Source organism: Helcobacillus massiliensis (assembly GCF_033106145.1).
Lineage (GTDB): Bacteria > Actinomycetota > Actinomycetes > Actinomycetales > Dermabacteraceae > Helcobacillus > Helcobacillus massiliensis.
The window spans coordinates 1,360,713-1,376,888 of record NZ_CP136959.1 but is presented as its reverse complement, the minus strand read 5'-3'; the positions used below and the strand labels follow the sequence as shown (position 1 = coordinate 1,376,888).

13 protein-coding genes are annotated in these 16,176 nt (G+C 68.8%); 7 read left to right on the top strand and 6 right to left on the bottom strand.

Features of this window, described 5'->3' with window-relative positions; genetic code table 11:
- Positions 1-2 precede the first annotated feature (2 nt).
- Positions 3-287, top strand: a complete 285-nt coding sequence (locus tag R3I40_RS06375; RefSeq protein WP_221187102.1) for a hypothetical protein — start codon at positions 3-5, stop codon at positions 285-287.
- 96 nt (positions 288-383) lie between these two features.
- Here the strand turns inward: R3I40_RS06375 and deoD are convergent, their stop codons facing one another.
- Positions 384-1,106, bottom strand: coding sequence for a purine-nucleoside phosphorylase (gene deoD, locus R3I40_RS06370; RefSeq protein WP_183374938.1), 723 nt, complete (start codon positions 1,104-1,106; stop codon positions 384-386).
- Positions 1,107-1,129: 23 nt separating this feature from the next.
- Complete coding sequence (locus R3I40_RS06365) at positions 1,130-2,620, bottom strand: AMP-binding protein (protein WP_285262167.1); 1,491 nt, start codon at positions 2,618-2,620, stop codon at positions 1,130-1,132.
- A gap of 129 nt (positions 2,621-2,749) precedes the next feature.
- Here R3I40_RS06365 and R3I40_RS06360 point away from each other — a divergent pair, with 129 nt between their 5' ends.
- The 4 genes from R3I40_RS06360 to R3I40_RS06345 all read left to right on the top strand — a co-directional run bounded on the left by R3I40_RS06360 (position 2,750) and on the right by R3I40_RS06345 (position 8,222).
- The gene (locus tag R3I40_RS06360; RefSeq protein WP_183374934.1) at positions 2,750-3,178 is read left to right on the top strand and encodes an Hsp15 family ribosome-associated heat shock protein; all 429 of its coding nucleotides are present in this window, start codon (positions 2,750-2,752) and stop codon (positions 3,176-3,178) included.
- A 138-nt stretch (positions 3,179-3,316) separates the two neighbouring features.
- A complete protein-coding gene (gene clpB, locus R3I40_RS06355; RefSeq protein ID WP_285262168.1) occupies positions 3,317-5,968 on the top strand; it encodes an ATP-dependent chaperone ClpB in 2,652 nt (883 codons plus the stop codon).
- A 128-nt stretch (positions 5,969-6,096) separates the two neighbouring features.
- Positions 6,097-7,449 carry an MFS transporter gene (locus R3I40_RS06350; protein WP_239374188.1) on the top strand — a complete coding sequence of 451 codons (1,353 nt, stop codon included), beginning with the start codon at positions 6,097-6,099 and terminating at the stop codon, positions 7,447-7,449.
- Positions 7,450-7,574: 125 nt separating this feature from the next.
- Positions 7,575-8,222 carry a hypothetical protein gene (locus tag R3I40_RS06345; RefSeq protein WP_239374191.1) on the top strand — a complete coding sequence of 216 codons (648 nt, stop codon included), beginning with the start codon at positions 7,575-7,577 and terminating at the stop codon, positions 8,220-8,222.
- A gap of 360 nt (positions 8,223-8,582) precedes the next feature.
- Here the strand turns inward: R3I40_RS06345 and leuS are convergent, their stop codons facing one another.
- The 3 genes from leuS to R3I40_RS06330 form a co-directional block, all read right to left on the bottom strand.
- Positions 8,583-11,555, bottom strand: coding sequence for a leucine--tRNA ligase (gene leuS, locus R3I40_RS06340; RefSeq protein WP_285262169.1), 2,973 nt, complete (start codon positions 11,553-11,555; stop codon positions 8,583-8,585).
- A gap of 168 nt (positions 11,556-11,723) precedes the next feature.
- Positions 11,724-12,203 (bottom strand): low molecular weight protein-tyrosine-phosphatase, encoded by a 480-nt coding sequence (locus tag R3I40_RS06335; RefSeq protein WP_285262170.1) that lies wholly within the window; start codon positions 12,201-12,203, stop codon positions 11,724-11,726.
- Between the two features lie 45 nt (positions 12,204-12,248).
- A complete protein-coding gene (locus R3I40_RS06330) occupies positions 12,249-13,178 on the bottom strand; it encodes a CPBP family intramembrane glutamic endopeptidase (RefSeq protein ID WP_285262171.1) in 930 nt (309 codons plus the stop codon).
- A gap of 109 nt (positions 13,179-13,287) precedes the next feature.
- Here R3I40_RS06330 and R3I40_RS06325 point away from each other — a divergent pair, with 109 nt between their 5' ends.
- Both R3I40_RS06325 and R3I40_RS06320 read left to right on the top strand, forming a co-directional pair.
- Positions 13,288-14,565 carry a sensor histidine kinase gene (locus tag R3I40_RS06325; protein ID WP_285262172.1) on the top strand — a complete coding sequence of 426 codons (1,278 nt, stop codon included), beginning with the start codon at positions 13,288-13,290 and terminating at the stop codon, positions 14,563-14,565.
- On the top strand, positions 14,562-15,212 hold the full coding sequence (locus R3I40_RS06320; protein WP_239374206.1) for a response regulator: 651 nt from the start codon (positions 14,562-14,564) through the stop codon (positions 15,210-15,212). Before R3I40_RS06325 ends, R3I40_RS06320 begins: the two co-directional genes overlap by 4 nt.
- A gap of 36 nt (positions 15,213-15,248) precedes the next feature.
- On the opposite strand, the gene R3I40_RS06315 is transcribed toward R3I40_RS06320, so the two are convergent.
- On the bottom strand, positions 15,249-16,175 hold the full coding sequence (locus R3I40_RS06315) for an AEC family transporter (RefSeq protein WP_239374209.1): 927 nt from the start codon (positions 16,173-16,175) through the stop codon (positions 15,249-15,251).
- Position 16,176 lies beyond the last annotated feature (1 nt).

The following is a 16,176-nucleotide window of genomic DNA, read 5'->3' as shown; positions in this document are numbered from 1 at the left end:
CGATGAACGCATACGCCGCTTCGGACGTTCGGGGAGCCGAGGGCTCGCACACCGTGGACGAGAGGCGCGAAGCCAACCAGACCGGTGAGGGCAACAGCCTCGGTTCGTCGCTCGCGATGTTCATCCCGCTGTTCCTGCTGTTCACCGCCGGCCTGTGGGTGCTGAGCCTCTACACCGTGTGGAACTGGTACTTCATCATCGGCCTGGCCATGTGCCTGGTCGCGCTGTACATCACCTTCGCGGTGATCCCGCGCCACAAGAACGATTCCGAGGAACTGCTCGACTGACCACGCGTCGCGCGCTGTCTCAGCCGCCGCGCTGAGTCCTCGATGACGGAAGGGGCGGAGCCAAGAGGCTCCGCCCCTTCCGTGTGCCCGACCGGCTCAGTGGGTGCTGACGTCCAGGGTGTGCAGCGCATCCAGCGCCATGACGACCATGTCGGAGAAGGTCTCCTGCCGCTCCTGCGCACTGGTCTCCTCACCGGTGATGAGGTGATCGGACACGGTGCAGATGGAGAGGGCGCGGCGGTCGAACTGCGCGGCGAGGGTGTACAGGGCCGATGCCTCCATCTCGACGCCGAGCACGCCGTAGCCGGCGAGGGTCGCGGTGATGTCGGTGCGCGGGTTGTAGAACTGGTCGGAGGAGAACAGGCCGCCCACCACCGCGGGCAGGCCGCGCTCATTCGCGGAGTCGACCGCGGCGCGCATCAGGTCGAAGTCCGCGGTGGGCGCGAAGGTGACGTCGCCGAAGCGGGCGCGGTTCATCGCGGAGTCCGTGGAGGCGGCGGAGCCGATGACGACGTCGCGCACAGCGACCTTCTCGGACAGGCCGCCGCAGCTGCCGACGCGGATGATGGCCTCGACGCCGTACTCGGCGAACAGCTCCTGCGCGTAGATGCCGATGGACGGCTGTCCCATGCCGGAGCCCATGGCAGTAACGCGGCGGCCGTTGTGGGTGCCGGTGTAGCCGAGCATGCCGCGGACCTCCGTGACGAGCTCGGCGTCCTCGAGGAAGTCCTCGGCGATCCAGCGGGCCCGGTAGGGGTCGCCGGGCATCAGGACATGGGGTGCGATCTGGCCGGGTTCGGCTCCGATGTGTGTCGACATGCGCCCAGCCTAGCGCGCCGCGCCTACTGGCCGGTGGGGCAGTCGCGCTTCCTGCCGGAGCTGACCCGGCCGAGGATCTCCACGAACCCGTCGGCGTCCATCACGGCCATGTCGCCGGTGAGGACCCAGCCGTCCCCGGTGAGCACCTCAGAGGTCTTGTCGGGGCGGCCCCAGTAGCCGTGGAACACCTGTGGACCCTTCACCATCAGTTCGCCGGCGTCGCCGGTGGGCAGGACGCGGCCGCGGTGGCTGGGATCCACCACCCGCATCTGGGTGGCGGGGAAGGGGATGCCGACGATGCCGGGCGAGTCGCTGAACGCGGCGAGGGCGCGGATCGCCTCCGGGTGGGGGCTGATGCCGGGGATCGCCGCGACCACGCACGACTCCTCCAGGCCGTAGCCGATGATCGTCGGCATCTGGTGGGTGGCCTCCAGCCAGCTCGTGGCGGTCTCCTCGGTGATGCGCGACGTCGGTGTGAAGGCCACGCGGATGCTGGCGATGTCGAGCTTGCCGTCGTGGGCGAGGGCGGCGAGGTGGTCGACTACTTCGGTATCGGCGGCGAGGACCACCGGCCGATGCTTCTTCACCGCTTTGGCGACCGCGGCACGGTCGAAGGCGGGGATGAGGATGACGCGGCGACCGTGGAACAGGCTCGTGGTGAGCGCATCGGCCACGCCCACCACGGAGTGCAGCGGCCACATCGCCAGGCTCGCCTCCTGCCCGGGCTGGGTGTCCGCCAGCCACGACAGCGACTGGGCGGCCATGGCGCAGAGGTTCCCATGGGTGATGATCGACCCGAGGGGGTGCCGGCCGCCCTCATCTCCGTACATGATCAGGGCGATGTCGTCGCCGCTGGGCATGGGGTGGTCGGCGTCGATCCGGGCGGAGGTGAGCACGCTCCGCCACTTGCCGACGTAGAACCCGTCGGCCCCACCCTTCTCGGCCGGCTTCTCCCGCTTCATGAAGGGCCGCGCGAGCTTCCCGGTGGAGACGGCGGCGGTCCTCTTCAGCGTGGAGAAGGTGCCGGTCAGGGAGATCTTCGTGACGTCGAGCTGAGAGGGCGGGCGCGGCACCGCGATCACGGACAGCGGCAGCGCGGCCGACGGGATCCGCGTCAGCACACCGAGGCGCTCCTCGGAGACGATGGCGCACACCGGTTCGTAGTCGTCGAAATAGCGGGACAGCTGAGCGGCGGGGGTGTGCGGGGAGTGCTGCACCACCACGGCGCCGATCCGCAGAACGGCATGGAAGGCGATGACGGCGTCCAGGCTCATCGGCAGCAGGAGGCTGACGCGGTCGCCCTTGCGGATGCCGCGGTCCAGCAGCCCCTGCGCGGCGATGTCGATCTGCTGTCCGAGCTGCCGATAGGTGAGGGTCCGGCCCTGGAAGTCGAGGGCGACCGACGACGCGAACCGCTCGGCGGCCGCGGTGATGGCGGCGGGGACGTTGGTGAACTCCGGGGTGACCGTGCGCGCTGTGCCGGGAGCGTAGTACTTCGCGAATCTCTGGGGCACGCTCGCATCCGCTCCTTCCGTGGGTTCCGTCCCCGTGAGTCTAGGGATGCTTCCTGAACAGTGCCGGGGGTCCGCCCGGCACGCGCGAACGGCGCCGTGGACGCTCACCTGCTCGGTAGGGTGGGCCGCATGAACCGCCCCGCCGCTGCCTCCGATCCGAGCTCCGCACGCCTGGACGTGTGGCTGCATGCGGTGCGGCTGGCGAAGACCCGTTCGGCGGCGAAGAGCCTGATCACCGCCGGTCATGTGCGGCTGAACTCCGAGGTGCCGAAGGCGTCGGCGAAGGTGGCGGTGGGCGATGAGGTGAGGATCCGTCGGCCCGGGCATGAGCGGATCTTCGTGGTGCGGCGCCTCCTGGCGAAGAGGGTGGGCGCTCCGATCGCGCAGAGCGCGTACGAGGACGTGTCCCCGCCGCCGCCCCCGCAGCTGTTCGCGGCGCCGCCGAGACGGGAACGGGGGAGCGGCCGGCCCACGAAGAAGGAGCGCAGGGCGCTGGATCGACTGCGCGGCCGCGCGAGCAACACCCAGCGGCGCGGGAGCGGCCCGTTCAGTCTGTGACCTGGGCCGCAAACGCCCCGTCAGCAGGGTTGAGCGGAATAGACTCAACTTCGCTGTCGTTGTTCTCAGTGATGGTCGTGGGAACTCCCACCGGCCTGTGATCCACTGTCAACGACACCAGCGAAAGGAGTGCGTGGAATGGACTTCCGCTTCACCACCCGTTCAGAAGAGGCTGTGCAGCAGGCAGCGCACTCCGCCTCCTCCCGCCGCAACCCCGCCGTCACTGCGGCGCACATCCTCAAGGCCCTGCTCGGCCAGGAGGACTCCATCGCGACCGCCGCCCTCCGGGAGGTCGGCGTCGACATCCCGTCCCTCACCAGGGGCGTGGAGCGCGAGCTCGAGGGCCTGCCACGCGTCAGCGGCACTTCCGTGGTCAAGCCCACCGTGCAGGGCGACGGCTACGACGCCCTCGAAGCAGCCGGTGAAGCAGCCGGACTCGCGCGCACCGACGCCGCCGCCCGCGGCGAGGACGACCGGCCCTACATCTCCACCGAGCACCTGCTGCTGGGCATCGCCACCGCCGCCAGCCCCGCCCGCGACATCCTGACCGACTCCGGCGCCACCGCAGAGGCCCTGCGCGCCGCCATCACCACCCTTACCGGAGGCACCCCCGTGAACAGCTCCAACCCCGAAGGCACCTTCAAGAGCCTCGAGAAGTACGGACTCGACCTCACCGCCCGAGCCCGCGAGGGCAAGCTCGATCCGGTGATCGGCCGCGACGCCGAGATCCGCCGCGTGGTCCAGGTCCTGTCCCGCCGCACCAAGAACAACCCCGTGCTCATCGGCGAACCGGGAGTCGGCAAAACCGCTGTCGCCGAGGGCCTCGCCCAGCGCATGGTCGCCGGTGACGTCCCGCAGTCCCTGCAGGGCAAGACCCTCATCGCCCTGGACCTGTCCTCGATGGTCGCCGGGTCGAAGTACCGCGGCGAGTTCGAGGAGCGGATGAAGGCCGTCCTCGACGAGATCCGCCAGTCCAACGGCCAGATCGTCACCTTCATCGACGAGCTGCACACCGTGGTCGGCGCCGGCTCCACCGGTGACTCGTCCATGGACGCCGGCAACATGCTCAAGCCGATGCTCGCCCGCGGCGAACTGCGCATGGTGGGCGCCACCACCCTGGATGAGTACCGCGAGAACATCGAGAAGGACCCGGCGCTGGAGCGCCGCTTCCAGCAGGTGTTCGTCGGCGAGCCGTCCGTGGAGGACACCGTCACGATCCTGCGCGGACTCAAGGACAAGTACGAGGCGCACCACAAGGTCACCATCGCCGACTCCGCCCTGGTCGCGGCAGCCGCGATGAGCGACCGCTACATCGCCTCCCGCCAGCTGCCGGACAAGGCCATCGACCTGGTCGACGAGGCCGCCAGCCGCCTGCGCATGGAACTGGACTCCTCCCCGGTGGAGCTGGACATCCTGCGCCGCCAGGTGGACCGCCTGAAGATGGAGGAGATGGCCCTGCAGGGCTCCGACGACGACGGGTCCCGCGCCCAGCTCGAGCACGTCCAGTCGCAGCTCGCGGAGAAGACCGAGGAGATGAACGCCCTCTCCGCCCGGTGGGAGAGCGAGAAGGCCGGCCTGAACAGGGTCGGTGAGCTGAAGGCGAAGCTGGAGGACCTGCGCATGCAGGCCGACCGCGCCCAGCGCGACGGCGACCTGACGAGCGCCTCCAAGATCCTCTACGGCGACATCCCCGCTCTCAAGCAGGAGCTCGCCGAGGCCGAGGAGGCCGAGGAGTCCGGTCAGGCCGAGACCGCCGACGACCGCGCACCGCTGGTAGCGGACAAGGTTGGACCGGACGACATCGCCGACGTCGTCTCCGCCTGGACCGGCATCCCCGCCGGCCGCCTGCTGAAGAGCGAAACGCAGAAGCTGCTGGACATGGAGTCCATCATCGGGCAGCGCCTCATCGGGCAGAAGCGCGCCGTCGCCGAGGTGGCGGATGCGGTGAGGCGCTCCCGCGCCGGCATCGCCGACCCGAACCGGCCGACGGGGTCCTTCCTGTTCCTCGGTCCCACGGGTGTGGGCAAGACGGAGCTGGCGAAGTCCCTCGCCGAGTTCCTCTTCGACGACGAGCACGCCATGATCCGCATCGACATGTCGGAGTACGCCGAGAAGCACTCGGTGTCCCGTCTCGTCGGCGCCCCTCCGGGGTATGTGGGCTATGACGAGGGCGGTCAGCTGACCGAGGCGGTGCGCCGCCGCCCCTACTCGGTGGTCCTGCTGGACGAGGTGGAGAAGGCCCACGCGGACATCTTCGACATCCTGCTGCAGGTCCTGGACGACGGCCGTCTGACCGACGGCCAGGGGCGCACGGTGGACTTCCGCAGCACCATCCTGATCCTCACCTCGAACCTGGGTTCGCAGTTCCTGCAGAATCAGGAGATGGAGCCGTCGGCCCGCGAGGACGCCGTGATGGCGACCGTGCGCGCCGCCTTCAAACCGGAGTTCCTCAACCGCCTGGACGACATCGTCATGTTCGATCCGCTCGGCCGCGACGAACTCACCCACATCGTGGGCCTGCAGATCGCCTCGGTCGCGCAGCGACTGGAGGACCGCCGCATCAGCCTGGACGTCGACGAGCAGGCGGAGCGCTGGCTCGCCGAGAAGGGCTACGACCCCGCCTACGGTGCTCGTCCGCTGAAGCGTCTGGTGCAGAAGGAGATCGGCGACCAGCTCGCCCGCCTGATCCTGCAGGGCGCGGTGCGCGACGGCGACACGATCACCGTGGCCGTCGACGCCGCGAACGACGCGCTGGCGCTGACCGTCACCGGGGAGCAGGAAGCGGACTGATCCCGCTCGCGACTGACACAGCGGCGCCGCACGGACCTGATCTGTGCGGCGCCGCTTCGTGTGTCGGGCGTGTGTCCACGCTGAAGGATGAGCACGCGGATGAGATGCCGGGCACCTACAGTGTGCGTATGCGAGAACAGAGCACGCCCCCGAACGGCTCCCATACAGCAGCATCCGTCGGCGCCGCCGAGCCGGCCGCCAAGCAGTCCTCGATGAAGACCATCCTCGGCACCGGGGTCGGCAACGGCCTCGAATGGTTCGACTGGAACATCTATGCCAGCTTCGCCGTCTACTTCTCCGCCCAGGCGTTCAACGACGACGACCCGACCTCGGCGTTCCTGCAGACCATGGCGATCTTCGCCGTCGGGTTCGTGGCCCGCCCCTTCGGCGGCTTCGTCTTCGGCTGGATCGGTGACCGCGTCGGCCGCAAGCACGCCCTGACCGTCGCAGTCCTCGCCGCCTCCTTCGGCTCCCTGCTGATCGCCGCTCTGCCCACCTACGACCAGGTCGGCGTGTGGTCCTCCGTGATCCTCCTGGTGGCGCGCCTTGTGCAGGGCCTCGCCCACGGCGGCGAGCTTCCCAGCGCCCAGACCTACCTCGCGGAGCATTCGCCGCGGGAGCACCGCGGCCTGTGGGCGTCCTCCATCTACGTCACCGGCACCATCGGCCTGCTCGCCGGCCTGCTGCTCGGCCTCATCCTCTCCAGCATCCTGACCGAGTCGCAGATGAACGCCTGGGGCTGGCGCATCCCGTTCGCGATCGGCGCGGTCCTCGGCCTCATGGCGCTGTGGATCCGCTCCTCGATGGAGGAGTCCGACGTGTTCGAAGAGGAGCAGCAGCGCCAGCAGCAGGAGGAGGCGAAGGTCAACGTCCTCGTGGCCCTCTGGCAGGACCGTTCGCGCGCCCTGCGCGTCATCTTCATGACGGCGGGCCTGACCGTCGCCTACTACATCTGGTCGGTGTCCATCGCTGCGCTGGCGAAGCAGAACCTCGGCTACACCGACCAGGAGGCGTTCCTCGCCTCCATGATCGGCAACATTGCGCTCATCCTCGCCCTGCCGGTGTGGGGCGCGCTCTCCGATCGCATCGGCCGCAGGCCCTGCGCCATCGGCGGCCTGCTGGGCACCGCCGTGCTGTACATTCCGCTGATTCTGCTGATCCAGGGTGAGTTCTGGCAGCTGGTCGTGGCGATCGTCGTGCAGCTCGTGCTGCTGGCCGGCATGCTGTCCCACGCTCCCGCGATGTATGCGGAGATGTTCTCCACCGGCAACCGCGCCAGCGGCTTCGGCATCCCGTACGCGATCGCGATCGCCCTGTTCGGCGGCACCGCCCCGTACCTCAACACGTGGGTGGGCGACCAGATCCAGTTCGGCGTCTACGTGGTGGCGCTGCTGGTCATCTCCTGCGCAGTGATGGCGTTCATGCCGGAGACCAAGGGCAAGGACCTGGCGCATGACACGCCTCGGAGCCGTCACCCCTGAGAGCAGGGCAGAAGCTCGTTTACCCCCGATGTACCCCTTGTTTGTGCAGTCTTGGTGATCTCTTGACCCAAATGCCTGATCGTGTTTAGCTGGAGGGGTCGGAGTTGAGAATGCTGCGACGTTGCATGGCGGACACTCTCACCGAAGGAGGATCTTTTGTGACTACTTCAAGGATGACAGTTGACCGCCGAGCATTTGCCACATCCGCCTTAGTGGGGGGTTTGAGTGTTGCGCTTGGGGTGACCCCGCGGGCAGAAGGGGCAGGTGTCGATCCTGCCGCAGCTGAAAAGGGCCTGACTCTTTCTCGCGATCAGCAAGAGGACGCCGAGGTTATTTCCAAGGGCCTCGAAGACTTCTTTACCAGGTATATGCCGGTCAAGAGTGGAAAATTTGTAGTCCACGACTCTGCTGTGATTGCCGATGGATACGGTGACGCATTGCCGAAATTTGAGAAAATGGCAAGCGAGCTCAATGCAATGGCCGACGGTCGGGTTGCCATCGCGGGCGATCGAACGGCGTCAGCATCCAGTGCAAAGTCGTACGCCCAGTGCGTCGTCCTAAGCGCGCTCGGAATCCCAGCAGGCGCATTGAGTGCGGGCACATGGACTGCCATCGCTGATGCTATAAAGATGTATCGCTGGGGGCTCGCAGCGAAAACCATCGTCCGAGGATTGGGGCCCGCCGCGCTCAAGGGCGTTTTGAGAGCTGTCGGTGGTCCAGCGGCGATCGCAGCGGCCCTTGCAGGTAGCGCAATCGTCTGTGCTGGATCTTGAACGTTGCTCGCGGAAAGGATGGAGTATGCGCACGACAGCGTGGCTGATCGGCATCGGAATGTTCGCGACGACTACGCTCCTCTTGGCAGCGATATTCTCCTTCGCGACCGGCGGTGCATTGCTACCGAATAATATTGTCATTTGGGGTGTCGCCGCAGTCGTGGCCGGGGTCTTCACTGTTCCCGTGATTCGGGGTGTTGGGAGCGGACGACGCCTCTGACTCCCCTCTGTACGAGTAGGCCGGGCCATCACGTGAGCGATGGCCCGGCCTATATTCTCGTCAGTCTGGTTGTCGGGAGATTTGGGGCTGAATTATTGAGGCAGGGGGTGATATCGGTGTCGCACGGCCCCGGCGCCGCCTCAGATCACCAGGTTGACGAGCTTCGGGGCGCGCACGATCACCTTGCGCAGCTCCTGGCCCTCCAGCAGCTCCTTCACACGGTCCTCGGCCATCACGCGGGCCTCGAGGTCCTCCGCGGTGATGTCCGCCGGCACCTGCAGGCGGTGGCGGACCTTGCCCTTCACCTGGACCACCGCGGTGATCTCGTCCGCGCCGAGGTAGGCCTCATCGGCCGACGGGTACGGCGCCCGCACCAGGGACTCCTCGTGGCCCAGGCGGTGCCACATCTCCTCCGCGATGTGCGGCGCCAGCGGCGCCGCCATCAGGATCAGCGGCTCCACCACGCTGCGCGGAACCGCGGTGCCGGCGGTCATCAGCTTCGTGAGCTGGTTGACCAGTTCAATCATCTTGGAGATCGCGGTGTTGAACCGCATGTTGTCCATCTCCACGGTGACCGCATCGATCGTGGTGTGCAGGGCCTTGAGGGTGGCGGCGTCGGCCTCGCCGTCACCGGCGATGACCTCACCGGTCTCCTCGTCGATGACGAGGCGCCACAGGCGCTGCAGGAAGCGCTGAGCGCCGACCACGGCGCGGGTCTCCCACGGACGGGACTGGTCAAGAGGGCCCATCGACATCTCGTACACGCGGAAGGTGTCCGCGCCGAACTGGGCGTACATGTCGTCCGGGGTCACCGAGTTCTTCAGCGACTTGCCCATCTTGCCGTACTCCTGGGAGACCCTCTCGCCGTTGTAGGTGAAGGTGCCGTCGGCCTCCTCTACGACCTCCTCAGCGGGGACGTACACGCCGCGGGCGTCGGTGTAGGCGTAGGCCTGCACGTAGCCCTGGTTGAACAGGCGATGGAACGGCTCCTGGCTGGACAGGTGGCCGAGGTCGAACAGGACCTTGTGCCAGAAGCGGGCGTACAGCAGGTGCAGCACGGCGTGCTCCACACCGCCCACGTACAGGTCCACACCGCCCACGGAGCCCTCACTGCGCGGCCCCATCCAGTACTCCTCGTTCGCGCGGGAGGTGAGCTCATCCTCGTTCGTGGGGTCGGTGTAGCGCAGCTCGTACCAGGAGGAGCCGGCCCAGTTCGGCATCGTGTTCGTTTCGCGGATGTAGTCCTTCTCGCCGTCGCCGAGGTCCAGACGCACGTTCACCCAGTCCTGGTTGCGGCTCAGCGGGGTCTGCGGCTCCGTGTCGGTGTCGTTCGGATCCAGCGCGGTGGGGGAGAAGTCGTCCAGCTCCGGCAGCGGCACGGGCAGGTGCTCCATCGGCAGCGGGATCGGGGTGGTGGGGTCGTCCTTGGCGTACACGATGGGGAACGGCTCACCCCAGTAGCGCTGGCGGGAGAACAGCCAGTCGCGCAGACGATACGTGGTGCGGGCGCGGCCGAAGCCCTTCTCGATCGCGTACTCGAGGGCCTTCTGCTTCGCGTCGTCGATGCCGAGGCCGTTGAGGTCCAGCTCGTCGCTGCGGGAGTTGATCTTCTCGCCGTCACCGGTGTAGGCCCGGCCCTCCTCGAAGTCGTCCGGGACCTGGACGGTGCGGATGATGTCGAGGTCGTACGCCGAAGCGAACGCGTAGTCGCGCTCGTCCTCGGCCGGCACCGCCATGACGGCGCCGGTGCCGTAGCCGATGAGCACGTAGTCGGCGACGAACACGGGGATCTTCCGCCCGTCCATCGGGTTGACGGCGAACAGGCCGGTGAACACGCCGGTCTTGGGGCGGTCCTCGTCGGTGCGGTCCTCGTCGGTGAGGGAGGCGGCGCGCTGCTGGTAGGCGCGGACCGCCTCGGCGGGGGTGGCGGCGCCGCCGGTCCAGGCGTCCTTCGTGCCGTCCGGCCAGGTGTCGGGCAGGGCCGACGGGTCCGCCATCAGAGCGTGTTCGGGGGAGAGCGCACAGAAGGTGGCGCCGAAGAGGGTGTCGGCGCGGGTGGTGAACACCTCGAACTCGCCGCCGGCGAGGGCGGAGGGGGCGTCGGCGAAGCGGAAGCGCACCTGGGCGCCGTGGCTGCGGCCGATCCAGTTGCGCTGCATCAGCTTGATCGACTCCGGCCAGTCCACGCGGTCCAGGTCGTCCACGAGGCGGTCCGCGTAGGCGGTGATGCGCATGTTCCACTGGCGCAGGCGGCGCTTGAAGACCGGGTAGTTGCCGCGCTCGGAGCGCCCGTCGGCGGTGACCTCCTCGTTCGCCAGCACGGTGCCGAGTCCCGGGCACCAGTTGACCGGGGTGTCGGAGATGTAGGCGAGGCGGAAGGAGTCCACCAGCTCCTGCATCTGCTCGGGGGTGTACTGCACCAGGAAGTCGAACGGGGTGGAGTCGCCCTCGATCCAGTGCTTCGGGGAGGGCTTGCGCTCGATCCAGTGCTGCGGCAGCTCGATGCCGAGCTTCTCCGCCATCGCCCACGGATCCACCTCGCGGTCCTGGATCGCGCCCTTCAGTTCGCTGATGGGGCGGGCGCGGCCGGTGACGCCGTCCACGTTCTCGGCCGTCGGGTCGTACCAGGACTCGAACAGCTGCAGGAAGATCCACTGCGTCCACTTCACGAAGTCGGCGTCGGTGGTGCGCAGGGCGCGGCGCAGGTCATGCGAGAGGCCGAGGCGGAACAGCTGGCGGGACATGTTCGCCACGTTCTCGTCAGTGGTGGTGCGCGGGTGGGTGCCGGTCTCGATGGCGTACTGCTCAGCGGGCAGGCCGAACGCGTCGTAGCCCATCGTGTACAGGACGTTCTTGCCCTTCATCCGCTCGTAGCGGGCCAGCACATCGGTGGCGATGTAGCCCAGGGGGTGACCCACGTGCAGACCCTTGCCGGAGGGGTAGGGGAACATGTCCATGATGAAGGACTTCTCCGGGAGCGGGGAGCCGTCACCGGCGAACTCGCCCTCGGGGTCCACGGCGTGGAAGCTGCCGTTGTCCTTCCAGAAGGCCTGCCAGCGCTCCTCAATGGAGCCGGCGAGATCGGCGTTGTAGCGATGCGGTGCGTCAGTCATCCCAATCCTTGTGCGTCTGAGCGGGTCGGCCGACGGATGCTCCCGCGCACAGGGCCCCGGCGGGATGGAGCACCATCCCGGTGGGGTGGGGGAGCAGCCGGCGTTGGCGGTGCTCCCAGACTACCGAAGCCGCCCGCTGGACACCGGATCGGTCCAGCGCGGATCACCTCACGCCTGCAGGCGCTCCTTCACGGCCGCGAAGATGCCCGGCATCGCCTCGTTCAGCACGTTCATGGTGGAGGTGAAGTTCTCCGCCCCGCCGTACCACGGGTCCGGCAACGGGTCGCCCGCATCCGCACCGGGGACGAAGTCGGTGACCAGTGCGATCTGGTCCTCGCGGGCGCCGAGGGCGCGCAGACGCTCCAGGTGGAAGTCCTCCGCCGCGATGATGAGGTTCGCCTCCCGCACATCGTGCTCGGTGATCTGGCGGGCCCGGTGGTTCTCCGCGTCGATGCCGTGGCGGCGCAGCTCCACCCGTGCCCGGTGGTCGATGGGATTGCCGAGCTCCTCGCTGGACACGCCGAAGGATTCGATGCTCAGCTCCTCCAGCTCGGAGGCGGTCAGATGCTCGCGGGCGTACTCCTGCGCGATGCGCTCAGCCATGGGGCTGCGGCAGATGTTCCCCCAACAGACGAAGTACAGGTGCACGATCCGATCTCCTCCACACAGCAGTCACGGTGAACCGTCATGCTCTCAGATCGAGCCGTGCACCGGATGGGCGTACGGGCCGCGCACGGCGACCTCAGCCCAGCGCGCCGGGCTGACGCGGGTGAGAAGGACGAGGCCCACCAGGACGTGCGCCGATCCCAGGATGAGGAACATCCAGGGGGAGGTGAGTGGAGCCCCGCCCACGCCGAGCACCCCCATGCCGAGATGGAAGCCGCCGTGGATGCCGGCCGCGGCCCAGACGCTGCGCAGCAGGATCCCGAGGGCGGCGGCGGTGAGGGAGAACCCGAACGGGATCGTCAGATACGACAGGTGCCCGATCAGCCCCTGCTGGCCGCCCGAGCTCCCCAGGTGCGGCAGGGCGAACACCACCGCGGCGATGAACACCGCCCGACGGGGCCGTGACCGCAGCGACTGCAGCAGATAGCCGCGCATCAGCACCTCCTCGCCGATGCCCTGCAGAACGAAGGACCGAACCAGAATGTAGGCGAGCAGCAGCCAGGCGGGGATCTGCGCCAGAGCGGCGGGGGCGCCGAGCGCAGCCTCCTCCGCCGTGGCGGGTCCCGCCGGAGGCGCCAGCACCGGCTCCACCAGCAGCCAGCCCGCGGTGGCGGCAGCGGCGATCGCCACGGAGACGGCGGTGCCGACGACCAGGGCGATGAGAGCACGCGGCCCCGGTCGCAGCCCCAGGTCGCCGACCGGGCGACGGTCAGCCCAGCGCACCAGCGCCATGGAGCCGCCGACGAACACCACCAGCGCCAGCGGCCACACCAGAAGTGCGATGCGCATATGCGCGGCGTCGTCGGCGCCGACGAAGTCGGCATGGGCATCGGGCAGGAGCGCGAGCACCAGCATCGGCGCGGCAGGGGCCGCAGCGAACACGGCAAGGGTCAGCAGGATGCGCACCCACACCGGAAGCCGGGGCTGAATGGTGGGGGAGGGAGGCAGAGATGCCATGTCCTCCACGCTAGGAATCGATGCCCCTAGGGCTTCAGTGCCGCTCGTCACCGACACCCATGACCCGTGTCATGGGTCAGTGCACGGCCGCCGCGCATAGGCTCATGCCGTGACCCGACCAGAGAGCACCGCCGACCCCACCCGCGCCCTGCCGCTCCTGCAGGCCGGAGCCCTGTTCTGCTACCTGCTGGGGGTGATGCAGTTCGCGAACCCCGATGCGCTCGAGGACCCGTCGGCCCCCGTCTTCACCGCCGCCTCCGCACCGATCGCCACCGGCATCGCGCTGATCGTCGCCAGCGTCGGTCTGCTGTGGGTCCTGCGGCGCAGCCTCACCAGCAGGCGCATCCGGTCCGCGCTGGCGATCCTCGTCTTCGCGCTGCTCGCCGCCGGCGCCCTCCTCGGCCACCTGGGTCTGTACGCACCAGCGCTCATCCTCTCCACCCTGCTCCTCGTGCTCGACGCCTCCTGGCGGATCTCCCTTGCTGCCGTTGCCATCGACGCCGCCATCAGCATCGCCGCCGGGCCGCTCCTGTTCGGCGCGCCCGTCCTCCACGCTGTTCTGAACGTGCTGCCCGTGGCGATGGTGTACGCCCTCGGCACCATCCTCGGCGTCATCCTCGCCCGCTACGCGACCCTCGTGGAGGAGGAGCGCCGCGCCGTCGCGCAGCGCGACCGCGCCCTGCAGGAACTGGCGCGCCGCAGCGTCGCCGAACGCGACCTCATGCTCGCCGAAGAACGGGCACGAGCCGCCGCCGAACTCCACGACGGGCTCGGGCACCGCCTCACTCTCATCGGCATGAGCCTCGAATTCGCGCAGCGGATGCGCGACCGCGCACCCGAGGCGGCCTGGCAGGAGATCGCCACCGCCCGGACCACCGCCTCCGACGCCATGGGGGAGATGCGCACCTGGGTGCGGGCCCTCAGCCCCATCCGCCGCGACGGCTCCCACGGCATCGCCGCTGTTGAGGACGCCGTCGCCTCCTTCGAACGCACCGGCCTGACCGTCACCCTCACCGAGGGCCTCGCCGGCGCCGCCCTCACCGAACCGATGGAGCGCCTGTCGCTGCGCACCGTCCAGGAGGGCCTCACCAACGCCCTGCGGCATGCCCGCGCCGACCATGTCACCATCGACATCCACCACGACCGCGCTGAGGGCACCGTCACCGTCACTGTCCAGAACCCCGCTGCGGACGCACCCGTCGGCCTCCTGCCCGCCGAGCACCGCGGCATCGGACTCACCGGCCTCACCCGCGCCGCCCGCATCCTCGGCGGCACCCTCACCGCCGACGCCCGCCCGGCAGGTGAGGGAGCCGGGCGGGTCTTCCGCCTCACCGTCACCGTCCCCGCGGGCGAGGCCCTCGCCACCACCGAAGGAGCCCCAGCATGACCTCCACCGACCGTCCGCCCCTGCGCGTCCTCGTGGTCGACGACCAGCAGCTGCTGCGCCGCGGCCTCACCCTCCTGCTCAGCACCGAGGACGGCATCGACGTGGCGGCCCAGGCCGCCGACGGGCACGAAGCCCTCGCCGTTCTCGCCACCACCGACGTCGACGCCGTCCTCACCGACGCGAAGATGCCCCACATGGACGGAATCGACCTCGTCCGGGCCGTTGCCGACCGCCACCCCGGCCTGCCGGTGCTGGTGCTCACCACCTTCGACGAACCCGACCTCGTGCAGGGCGCCATCGCCGCCGGAGCTGCCGGCTTCCTCCTGAAGGACTCCTCGACCACCACCCTCGCCGACGCGCTGCGCGCAGCCGTCGGCGGCGGCATGGTGATCGACCCGCGCGTCGCCCGCGCCGCGTACTCCCCGCCACCGTCCGGAGAGGGGGAGGAGGGCATCCTGACCGTCCTCACCCCGACCGAGCGGCGCGTTGCCGAAAAGGTGGCCGACGGGTGCTCCAACCAGGAGATCGCCGCGCAGCTGTTCCTCGCCGAGGGGACGGTCCGCAACCACATCTCCGCTCTGCTGCGCAAAACCGGTGCCCGTGACCGCACCGTCCTCGCCCTCGACCTGTTCAAGGCGCTGCGCTGAGAGCCCCGCGCGGGAGAGCGGGGAGAGGCGCGGCCCTCAGGTGAAGAAGGGGCTGACCGCCAGCAGCACCAGCATCGTGCCGATCGAGGTCACCAGCGCCGTATCGCGCGAGACCTCCTCCGCCGTCTCATAGTGCGCCGCCGTCACGTACACGTTCTGCGCCGTCGGCAGAGCCGCCATCACGACCGCCGCGAACAGCGCATGACCGGACAGCCCGAACAGCACCGCCGCCGCACCGAACGCCACCAGCGGCATCACGATCAGCTTGAACGCGCTCGCCAGAAACACATCAGCGCGCACCCCATCGGTCTTCGCGAGCGGCTTCGAGGCCACCAGCGACATGCCGAAGCTGATCAGCAGACCGGGGATCGACAGCCCGCCCAGGATCTCGATCGGCTCCATGGCGAACGCGGGCAGGCTCCACCCCGCCGCCAGCAGAGCGATGCCGATCGCCGCCGCGATGATCGTCGGGTTCGCCGCAACGTTCGCCGCGAACGCCTTCAGCGACGGCCGCTGCCCGCTCTTCACCGCATGCAGGACGAACTGGAACATCGGGGTGAAGAGCGCCATCTGGAACAGCACGATCGGCAGTGCGAACGCCACATCGCCCAGCACGTACGCCGCCAGCGGGAAGCCCATGTTCGCGGAGTTCACCATCGAGGCGCTGACCGCCGTCACCAGGGTGTGCTCGGGGCGCCGACGCAGCAGCAACTGCGCAGCCGCCCCCGTCAGCGCCACGGTCATGAACGCCGCAATCGCTGCGATAGCGAAATGCGGGGACAGCACCATCGAGAGGTCCGAATCCATCAGTGAGGTGAACACCAGCGCGGGCGTCCCCACGAAATAGGTGATGCGGTTCAGCACGAACCGCCCCTGCGGGCCGAGGATCCCGGTCAGGCCAGCGGCGATGCCGACCGCGATCAGGACCGAAATGATGAAGAAGCCGCTGAGAACTCCGAGCATT